The sequence below is a fragment of the Sphingobium sp. MK2 genome (assembly GCF_040170545.1).
In the GTDB taxonomy this organism is placed as follows: domain Bacteria; phylum Pseudomonadota; class Alphaproteobacteria; order Sphingomonadales; family Sphingomonadaceae; genus Sphingobium.
In genome coordinates this window covers 91,124-97,123 of the sequence record NZ_JAZDXA010000018.1, presented here as the reverse complement: position 1 = coordinate 97,123, position 6,000 = coordinate 91,124, and the positions used below count along the sequence as shown (strand labels likewise).

Annotated in this window: 4 protein-coding genes and 1 tRNA gene; 1 reads left to right on the top strand and 4 read right to left on the bottom strand. The window is 60.1% G+C overall.

Annotation, left to right across the window (positions count from 1 at the left end; translation table 11 throughout):
• Window positions 1-304 precede the first annotated feature (304 nt).
• Together V2I08_RS10645 and V2I08_RS10640 are read right to left on the bottom strand one after the other, a co-directional pair.
• The gene (locus V2I08_RS10645) at window positions 305-1,852 is read right to left on the bottom strand and encodes an RNA-binding protein (RefSeq protein ID WP_349635067.1); all 1,548 of its coding nucleotides are present in this window, start codon (window positions 1,850-1,852) and stop codon (window positions 305-307) included.
• 17 nt (window positions 1,853-1,869) lie between these two features.
• A tRNA-Pro gene (locus V2I08_RS10640) sits at window positions 1,870-1,947 on the bottom strand.
• A gap of 241 nt (window positions 1,948-2,188) precedes the next feature.
• Between V2I08_RS10640 and rtcR the strand changes: the two genes are divergently transcribed.
• The gene (gene rtcR / locus V2I08_RS10635) at window positions 2,189-3,781 is read left to right on the top strand and encodes an RNA repair transcriptional activator RtcR (protein WP_349635066.1); all 1,593 of its coding nucleotides are present in this window, start codon (window positions 2,189-2,191) and stop codon (window positions 3,779-3,781) included.
• A 20-nt stretch (window positions 3,782-3,801) separates the two neighbouring features.
• Here the strand turns inward: rtcR and V2I08_RS10630 are convergent, their stop codons facing one another.
• The gene (locus V2I08_RS10630; RefSeq protein ID WP_349635065.1) at window positions 3,802-4,908 is read right to left on the bottom strand and encodes a Fic family protein; all 1,107 of its coding nucleotides are present in this window, start codon (window positions 4,906-4,908) and stop codon (window positions 3,802-3,804) included.
• A 117-nt stretch (window positions 4,909-5,025) separates the two neighbouring features.
• A complete protein-coding gene (locus tag V2I08_RS10625; RefSeq protein WP_349635064.1) occupies window positions 5,026-5,301 on the bottom strand; it encodes a hypothetical protein in 276 nt (91 codons plus the stop codon).
• Window positions 5,302-6,000: the final 699 nt, after the last annotated feature.

The following is a 6,000-nucleotide window of genomic DNA, read 5'->3' as shown; positions in this document are numbered from 1 at the left end:
CCCCATCGACTTCGAAACACAAGCTGGTGTAGCTTGAATGAGCCTATCTTGGTGTCCGCCAAACCGGCAGCAGGCCAAACCGCCGACACTGAAGTCCATGTAGTTTCACTGGCATTCGCCTTGATGTTGCATGGGGCCGCGGCGACAAGAGTGACGAGAACGTCCTTGAGCTACCGCTGCAACGGGGGGACTCGAACCCCATCTCCCTGGTCGCATCACTGCTTCCCGGGCGCTCTACTCTGGACTTTCGGGTTTCCCCTTGGAGCAATGTAATCCCGTCGGCATTCGCCACGGCCCTGTTTCGCTAAACCTCCACTAGCTTGATCAACTCAACCCAATCCCGCGTCTCGCCAGCGACGAAGCGCGCAATCGTGTCGAATACGGCGTCGGAGAACCCTCCGACATTGAGAATGTCCGCGCGGGCAGCCGCCTGCGTGGTCCCGTAAGGCTGGATGTCGATGCAGACGAGCTTGGCGGCCGGGTTACGGCGCTTCAGCTTGTTCCACTCCGCCATCGTTGCCGTTGAACCACGCCGGTTGGCATCGACCCACGACTCATTGTCGGAGACGATGACGACCAGGTCGACCGCCGCCTTCTCCGCATTGAGCCGCGCGAGCGGTGCCGAGACATTCGTCCCACCGCCGCCGACTGCCGCCAGCTTCGCCGCATTCACGGCGAGGCGAGCATAGGCCTCGAGCTTGAGGTCGATGACCCCTTGCTCGAACGGCAGCACACGCGCATCGCGGTTGCTCCGCAGCAGGGCCGCCGCGACCAGGGCCGCGACATCGATGCACCGGACCGTCGACGAGGCGCCCTTGCGGTAGCCCGTCGCCGGCGACGACATCGATCCCGACACGTCGGGGCAGACAATGATCCGGCCCGGCACTTTCGGCACGCCGCGGAGCGACAGCTCCAGCGCCTCCTCAAGTGCCGCCTGGACCTTGAGCGGCACGCCGGCACCGACCTGACCCAATGCCACCATCAACTGGTAGGGCATCGGCCGGATAGCGCGCAGCGCGTCGCGATCCACCAGTCGTGCGGCAACCGCCTCGGTAACGCCCTCCACGTCGAACGCGCCGTTGCGCGCCAGCGTGTTGAGGTTCATCCGCAGCGCCTGCCACCCAATCCGTGTCGCCAGCTCCGCCCAATTCTCCGCAGTCAGCGGAAAAGCGGTGAGCCATTCGAACGGCACCGGCGGCAGCGGCAGCGTGCTGTCCTGCTTCCATGCCTCGAACGCAGCGATCTCGGCTGGCAGCGCCGCGACGTCATAGGGACGCCCGATCAACCAGCCATAGAAAGCCTTGCGCGTGGCATCCTTCGGACGCGGGTGGACCATCTTGACGATGTCCGCCAAAGACGGATCCTTGCCTGTTGCGGCCACCATCAACTGCGGCATCGATGCCTGCTCCAGCCACTGCTGGACCAGTCGCTTCGGCCGCGAGCCGAGCGACGTCCGCCCGACCTGACCCGAGCGCATGATCTGCACGAAATTGCGCAGCATCCGCCCGTTGTCGATCACCCGTCCGAAGACCGGCACCGCCAGATCAGGGTCGGCGATGGTGAGAAACGCAGCCAGCAACGCCGGCATGTCCTTCATCGTCCCCGACTTGCGGGCATAGATCGCAGCCTGCGCCACGAAATACGGGTCGACTGCCTTGGCAGCCTCCAGCACATCGGCGAGCTGCGTTTCCGCCACGCCGTAGAAATTGTCGGCCAGCGTGCCGGTCGCCGCCAGCTGGGCGAGCTTCGCTTCCGGCCCATAGGCGTAAGCCGGCGCGCCTTCGCGGTTCACGGTATCGGCACGCGGCAACAGCCTCGCCACCGCGCTGGCAAAAAGTCCCTTGTTGGCCATCGTCCAACTCCTCCAACTGGTCAGGGCGGCAGGATTTGAACCTGCGACCCCCGGCTCCCAAGGCCGGTGCTCGGCGCGGCCTGAGCTACGCCCTGTGAATTTCTTGGGGCGGCTGGCTCATTCCAGCCGCCCCGGTTTCCGCTATGCCGGCTGAGTAATCCGCCTCGACCGACATGGAACATATTGCAGGAGGCGTGCCAGAATTTGAAATCAGGCGTTAAAAAGCATTAACATATTGAATATACTGTGAATTATTAGATCTCCTGACGAAGACATCCAGAAGTGACTTTGGATTTTCTTATCGCAGGGGATACAAATTTATCCTATGGGATAGACATGAAGCCACTTACAGTCATCGGATTCCTGGGATCGACCCTCGATGCGAGCAAATTTGGTCCGTCGCGCTGGAACAAATGGCGCCCCACTGTCGGCCTGACGATGCACGAAGACCTCCGTGTCGATCGTTTGTTGTTGCTACACGGCACCCCGCATCGGCGACTTGCAGAATATGTCGCCGAGGACATTGCCTCGGTCTCGCCGGAAACCCGTGTCGAGATGCGCTTGCTCGACTTTCGCGATCCGTGGGATTTCGAGGAGGTCTATGGGAAGCTGCTTGACTTTGCGCGGGCAGAACCACTCGATCCTGATGTCGAGGACTATCTCGTCCACATCACGACCGGCACGCATGTCGCTCAGATCTGCCTCTTCCTGCTGACTGAGGCACGGTATCTGCCCGCAAAACTGCTTCAGACCCAGCCCGAGCGCGGCACCGCCAGTCCGGTCGGCACTTGGACCACGATCGATCTCGATCTTTCGCGCTATGACAGCATCGCCACGCGCTTCGCAGCGGCCAGCGCGGAGAGCACGTCGTTCCTGAAGTCGGGCATCGATACCCGCAACGCCGCCTTCAATCGCATGATCGACGAGATCGAGCGCGTTGCGCTGCGCTCCAAGGCGCCGACCCTGCTCATGGGGCCGACGGGTGCGGGCAAGAGCCTGCTGGCGCGACGGATCTACGAACTCAAGAAGCTTAAGCATCAGGTCGTCGGCCCGTTCGTCGAGGTGAATTGTGCAACGCTGAAGGGCGATAGCGCGATGTCAGCGCTGTTCGGACACCGCAAGGGGGCCTTCACGGGAGCGGCCGCCGACCGTCCGGGCCTGTTGCGCACAGCCGACAAGGGCATGTTGTTTCTTGACGAGATCGGCGAGCTCGGACTCGACGAACAGGCGATGATCCTGCGCGCGGTCGAGGACAAGCGCTTCCTGCCCGTTGGCGCCGACAAGGAGGCCTCGTCGGACTTCCAGCTTATCGCCGGCACGAACCGCGACCTCGGCGAGGCAGTCGCCAGCGGCGCCTTCCGCGAAGACCTGTACGCACGCCTCAACCTCTGGACCTTCCGCCTGCCCGGGCTTGCCGACCGTCGGGAGGATGTAGAGCCGAACCTCGACTATGAACTGGATCGTTTTGCCGAGCGCGAGGGCGATCGCGCCAGTTTCAACAAGGAGGCGCGCCAGCACTACCTCGCCTTCGCGAATGGACCTGAGGCGACATGGCTCGGCAATTTTCGCGATCTGGCTGCCAGCATTACGCGCATGGCGACGCTCAGCCCCAAGGGCCGTATCGACCTCGATTGTGTCGAAGCGGAGATCGGGCGCCTGCGTCGATTGTGGTCAGGACAGGCGGACAAGGGCCCTGACATCCTCACGGAAGTGCTGGACGAGCAGGCGATCGCTGACATGGACCTTTTCGATGCCGTCCAACTGGCTGAAACGCTTCGTGTCTGCCGCAACAGCCGCTCGTTGTCAGAAGCAGGACGGATACTGTTCGGCGCATCGCGCGCGCGGCGCACCAGCGCGAACGATGCAGATCGGCTGCGCAAATATCTCGCAAGGTTTGGGCTGGACTGGGGAGCGGTCAGGACAGATTGACCAGGCTCACCCTCCACGCTCTATCGGCCGACATTGAGATAGTAGCGAGTGTGCTTCAACTCTCCCTGCCTGCGGAGAGCTTTCAGTTCGACCAGTTCCGCGAGATCGCGCGTGGCCGTCGCCGGCGCCGCGTCGGTGATCGTTCTGTAATTCGCTGCACTCAGCCCGCCTTTGAAGCCATCCGGCCCTTCCGTGAACATGCGGATCAGGGCCTTCTCCTGCCGAGCATTTATCTGCCCGCGAAGACGGTCGAGCAGCTTCGCTTTGGAAAGCAGGAAGTTGACCCGATCTAGCGTGCGCTGCTGGGCTTCAAGCGCGATGCCCGAGAACCAGTCGAGCCATTCATCAATGTGATTGGAGAGGCTCGCTCGCTGCAGTTGTGAATAATAGTCTTTGCGGTGGCGTTGGATGGTTTCTGCGAGCGCGGTGACTGCCGGTGCATCGAGTCCCTGCGCGAGAACTTTTTCGGCGATCGCGCGGCCCAAGCGCCCATTACCGTCCTCAAAAGGATGGATGGATTCGAACCACAAATGCGCGACGCCGGCCCGAGCCAGAGCGCTTGTGGATGACGAACCATCCGGTCGACTGTGATTGAACCAGGCAATGAACGCCTTCATTTCTGCCGGCACGGCCTCCGACGCGGGAGCTTCGAAATGCACCTTCGGCGCATGCAGTGCGCCTGAGACGATCGGCATCGGATCGGCATGACTTCGATATTGGCCTATGTCTGCAATATCTCGCCTGCCGTTCATGAGCAGGGAATGCCAGTTGAACAGTAGGGTGTCGCTAAGTGGTTCGCGATAGCCGCGAAACAGGTTCGCCATAAGCTCGGCCGCTCCCGCTTCGGCGGCATTGGCGCGCCGATTGTCCGTTTTGATTCCGAGATGCTTTGCAACCGATGACTGCACGCTCGCCCGATCGAGAATCTCACCCTCGATCGCTGAGCTGACGACAGCTTCCTGAGCCAAGAGTTCGATGGACAAATCCTGGCGATCCCCGGTGTCGAGATGGGACAAGACACCGATGAGGACGCCTGCGCCTCTCAGGAATTGGTCCTCGCGACTCCTCAGACGCTGCGCGTCGTAAGTGAAGTTGGGCCAGTCGGGTTGCTGCCAGTTCCAACGCATGATCGATAGACCACCTTTCTATCGATCATAATATTACCTAATTTGATTTATAAAAGCTCTTTTTATCGCTCAGTTTTGAGCGCGTGAGTTGCGCTGGAGTTCGCTCGGGCAAGTGTTTCATGCATCCCGTTTTGCGTCGCCCGGCGATATATAAGCCGAGCAATCCATGCGTCCGGTCTCCAAGGGCGTCACCAGGATTTCAAGAGGGTCCTTGATGTTTCCCCTCTCCAGAATCCTGCAATCTCCTTCTTGTCCGACCCAAAATTTGTCAGAAAAATGCATCATGAATCTGACAAATAAGTTTTGCAATCTGTCAGAGCGCGATGCCGTCCTCGCAACCGTCGAAGCGCTCCAGCGCTCGTGGAACCAACCGGCCGCATGGTCATCACGCATGGCATTGCTCTGTCGATATCACCCACACCGCGCCTTGATCTCTGGACCGCGCGAAGCGCAAAGAGCGCGTCGACGAAGCTCCTTTGGGAGTGGTCACCACGTACGCCTTGTCATGCGCAGCCATTAAGTTTTTCTGCTGCACGATTTTTAGGTTATCAGGTTCAGCGGGTGCGATGATCCCCCTCAGTTGTCCAGACAGATACGATCCGTCCGTCGATTTATGTCCAGCGTCCGAATGATCTTGGATTTTATGCCATGAATATACCATGAGCTTATCTCGGTCATAAAAATTGAGGCTATTGCTCGACACATGGAAGCTCGTCGCGCGCGCATGGTCTAGAATTGGCTGGCGCTCGAGCCGGGCTTGAGCCGAGCGTCCATGCACATCCAGCCTTTTCCACGAATACAGATCGTGCTAATGATGCTCTCGGCGAATTCGCAAGTCTATGATTTTATTGCGAAATCAATCTCTTAGGTCGCCCGGCCGAAAGCTCTTCTGGGCATCACATCGCCGACGCCAGAAATGGCGGAAATCCGTCCAGTCCCCAACGAGGACTCAAATCGCCCTCGGCGCTCTCCTCTTCTGGGCACCAGCTACTCTCAAAGCATTGAAAATGCACGGGGATCGTCGGAAAGACGGTCCCCAGAGAGCATCTGCTACACAAAGCTGTTACACAATAGTGATCCCGGATCAGCCTC

Bases quoted from the DNA above. Each gene is read 5' to 3' on its own strand.
- V2I08_RS10645 (WP_349635067.1), bottom strand. From the start codon at position 1,852: ATGGCCAACAAGGGACTTTTTGCCAGCGCGGTGGCGAGGCTGTTGCCG.
- rtcR (WP_349635066.1), top strand. From the start codon at position 2,189: ATGAAGCCACTTACAGTCATCGGATTCCTGGGATCGACCCTCGATGCG.
- V2I08_RS10630 (WP_349635065.1), bottom strand. From the start codon at position 4,908: ATGCGTTGGAACTGGCAGCAACCCGACTGGCCCAACTTCACTTACGAC.
- V2I08_RS10625 (WP_349635064.1), bottom strand. From the start codon at position 5,301: ATGCGTGATGACCATGCGGCCGGTTGGTTCCACGAGCGCTGGAGCGCT.